General features: G+C 51.8%; 3 protein-coding genes. All 3 read left to right on the top strand.

Translation table 11 applies throughout. The features are described from left to right. Positions 1-1,263: biotin carboxylase N-terminal domain-containing protein (locus ACFFAR_RS27435; protein ID WP_375508839.1), on the top strand; the 1,263-nt coding region annotated here is incomplete at its 5' end. Positions 1,264-1,995: 732 nt separating this feature from the next. After that, positions 1,996-3,273 carry an aminotransferase class V-fold PLP-dependent enzyme gene (locus ACFFAR_RS27430; protein ID WP_375508838.1) on the top strand — a complete coding sequence of 426 codons (1,278 nt, stop codon included), beginning with the start codon at positions 1,996-1,998 and terminating at the stop codon, positions 3,271-3,273. Between the two features lie 134 nt (positions 3,274-3,407). Continuing rightward, on the top strand, positions 3,408-3,788 hold a 381-nt coding region (locus tag ACFFAR_RS27425), incomplete at its 3' end, for an FAD-dependent oxidoreductase (protein WP_375508837.1).

Raw genomic sequence — 3,788 nt, 5'->3', positions numbered from 1 at the left:
CTTGCCGCTGCAGAGGCATCCGGCGCACAAGCAATCCATCCTGGGTACGGCTTTCTGTCGGAAAGCGCAATGTTCGCGCAGCGCGTCAGTGAGGCGGGATTGGTCTTTGTCGGCCCGCGTGCGGAAACGATTCGGATGATGGGTGACAAGATTTCTGCAAAAAATGCCATGTTGAAAGCGGGGGTGCCTTGCGTTCCGGGCTCGGATTCAGCATTGACCGCCGACGCACTGAGCTGGTCTAGATCCGCAATGGAGATCGGCTATCCAATCATCATCAAGGCAGCGGGGGGCGGCGGTGGACGTGGGATGCGTGTTGTAGAGAGTGAAGAAAATTTGGCAAGCGCGGTGATCACCACCCAAGAGGAGGCCCGGCGCGCATTCGGTAATCCCGAAGTCTATATGGAGAAGTATCTGCAGACACCGCGGCACATCGAAATTCAGGTGTTGTCGGATCAATTCGGAAACGCGATCTGGCTAGGTGACCGCGATTGCTCCATGCAGCGACGTCATCAAAAAATACTTGAGGAGGCACCGGCATTCGGTATCGATAGAGCGGCGATTGAGAAAGTTGGGAATCGATGCGTGGAGGCGTGTCGCACAGTGGGATATGTAGGCGCCGGGACTTTTGAATTTTTATTTGAAAGCGGAAATTTCTACTTTATAGAAATGAATACGCGTGTTCAAGTGGAGCACCCCGTCACAGAGTTGGTGACAGGCATCGATATCGTGCGGCAGCAGATATTAATCGCAGCGGGTGAAAAGCTTGAGTACTGCCAGAGTGACGTGCATGTGGTGGGCGCGGCCATTGAATGTCGAATCAATGCAGAAAATCCTACAGATTTTTTGCCCTCACCTGGCTTGATCGATAACTGGGTTATGCCGGGTGGCATGGGTATCAGAGTCGACACACACGCTTATTCGGGGTACCGTGTTTCGCCTTATTATGATTCATTGGTCGGGAAGGTAATGGCATACGGCACAAACCGGGAGCATGCGATATCTCGTATGCGATCCGCTCTAACCGAGATGTCCATTACGGGAATTGCGACTAACATTCCGTTACATCGATGGTTGCTTGGTGAACCTCACTTCCTTGAAGGAGGAGCAAGCATTCATTACCTTGAGCATGCTCATGCCCTGCAAATTGCTAATTCGGGGGCGCCGGGCGGCTCTTTACCTTTCGGTGGAATTGGTGGACACGAGGATGGACGGACAAGAGATGCAACGAATCCGCCAGCAAGCGGCATCAGTAGCGAACGCTGAGGACGCTGCGATCTGGCGCTGGTTCTCAGCGCTACTTGAAGATCGGAGAGTCCGGTGGTGCTACTCAGGCGAAAGCTGGCTGGTGAGTGTGGATCATCGACATATGGCGACCGAGCGCAGTTTCGACAGGGCGATTCGTCAAGCTAAAGCAACTGCGCAATATCGTGGACTTGGGTCCGCCGAGGACGCAAGCAACCGCCGGCAAAAGTTTGCTTGATCCTTATCATTTGCCGATTTCCGAGACGAAGATCAAATCTGTTGCACAATCCCCTCGAGATTGTCTGCCCATACTATTGCTAAACCGTGCGAATACTAATTCGCATACGGGCTAAATGGTCCCTTGGATTAGTAGGATTCCAATACTGGTCATGCAGGGTTGAAAGAAGGAAGTTGGTGGCGAAAGAACTAAAAGGTATGGCGATGAGGAGCGTGTCCCCACTTCAAATTGTTCTGCGAAGCTTTTACACACCTGTTTGCAATCGGTCGCACACGTAAAACCGCTATTCGCTTTTGATCTGTCTTCTCACATTCAGGGAAATAAGGTTAGATGAGAAAAACGACTTGTCTAACATGCGTAAAAATCGCTTTTTTGCTCGATTTGGACGTCTTATTGTTGCATTGCTGGTCGCGCTCCGAAGGCATACTAACTATGCCGATGGTTTAGCGACGACCTTTCACGCTGCGTCGTCAGTGGATTGCGGCGCGAGCAGCTAATTCGAATTGGGAAGGGCAATGACTAACAAAAACGCGGGTGTGTTATTTAGTGTCGACTTGATGCGGCAGATAAAAGATCGATTTCATTACGTCGATTTCGACATGCGCGGACGACGGCGTCTTTTCTTCGACAACGCGGGCGGATCTTTCCGGTTAAAGACCGCGACAGAGCGACACAGTATTATCGACGCCATACCTGACTGCCCTGAGCGTATTCACGAACTCGCGCTTTACTTACAGGACGTTCAGGAGCGCGGTACGCAGGACGTGCGCACCGTTCTTAACGCTCTAAATGGAACGGTCTACGCTTCTCTGACCGCGTCAGGAGCGATGTTCGACATGGTGCGTGCCATCACGGAAAATATTCCCGGAAAGAATATGGTGACGTCCGTCCTAGAGCATCCTTCGTCATATGACGCGATGGAGATGTACGCGACACGTACCGGAAAAGAATTACGTGTTGCGAAGAGCAACACCATGACCGGTGGTATTGACGTAGACGATGTTGTCGGATTGGTTGACGAGAACACCTGCTTACTGAGTGTGATGTACGCATCCAATATCTCCGGAGCCAAGATTGATATCGAAAAAGTTGTTTCCCGTGCCCGAGCTATTAAGCCTGACCTGTATATTCTCGTGGACGCGGTTCAGCACGCACCGCACGGTATCATCGATCTTCAAAAAACAGCGGTTGACGGAATCAACTTCGCACCGTACAAATTCTTCGGCTGCCGAGGCTCGGGATTCTCATGGCTTTCTCCGCGGGCTGCAAGACTCCCTCATAACAAGCTCGCAGGCAAGGCTCAGGATTTCTGGGATCTCGGAAGTCCAACACCGTCGCAATTTGCGGTTGTGACAGAGATGGTCGACTACGTATGCTGGCTCGGCAGTCAGTTTTCCGGAGCGTCCGAACGCCGTGCGCTATTTGCATGCGGAATGGACCGCATCGCGCAGCACGAGCAAGCGTTATTATTTCAAATGCTCAACGGCGGCAACGGCGTGCCGGGATTGAGAAAAATTGACGGGCTTAAAGTATTCTTTGATCACGACGACCTTACTACCCGCGATCTGATCGTTGCGATTACGTTTGATGGGCTAACAGATACCCAGGCGGTTCGTGAATACGAGAAGCGCGGAGTCATCGTATATGAGCGCGTGACGACAAGCCTTTATTCTCAGCGGATGCTGGACTCATTCGGGATCAAAGGTTCAGTACGTGTGTCACCGTTGCACTGCAACTCAACGGAGGATATCAGCCAATTTCTGGAAATCACGCGCGAACTAAGCTTGCTATAGACACGAACGGTTATGCCCATGACAAAGAGTTGCAAGATATTTGCGTGGTCTTCTCATCAACTGCCCCATGCTCTATGACTAGAACCCGCCCTGGAAGCCATACAACAAACTACGCATGAACATGGAGTGTCGCTGTGACTAAGCCTGTCGTCATCATTGGCGGGGGAGCAATCGGCTCCTCTATAGCCGTCTTTCTATCATCACTTGATCCGGCTCGTCGGGTAATCGTCATCGAGCGCGATCCGACCTACGTTCGTGCGTCCTCGGCGCTGTCTACAAGTTCATTGAGGCAGCAGTTTTCAACGCCGGTCAATATTCAGCTGTCGCAGTTTGGTTATCAGTTCATGTCCGAGTCGGCGGAGACTACCTCATACGTTTCGCTGATGCCACGTGGATACTTGTTTCTTGCCCAAGCGCATCAGGAAGCTGAGCTGCGTGATCGCACAAAAATCGCTCGGTCATATGGTGCAAAGCTTCGCGAGTACGATCCAATCGAGCTCAATGGCGAATGCCCA

Source organism: uncultured Caballeronia sp., from assembly GCF_964243625.1.
Taxonomy (GTDB): domain Bacteria; phylum Pseudomonadota; class Gammaproteobacteria; order Burkholderiales; family Burkholderiaceae; genus Caballeronia.
This window is presented reverse-complemented; position numbering and strand designations above follow the sequence as displayed.

Bases quoted from the DNA above. Each gene is read 5' to 3' on its own strand.
- ACFFAR_RS27430 (WP_375508838.1), top strand. From the start codon at position 1,996: ATGACTAACAAAAACGCGGGTGTGTTATTTAGTGTCGACTTGATGCGG.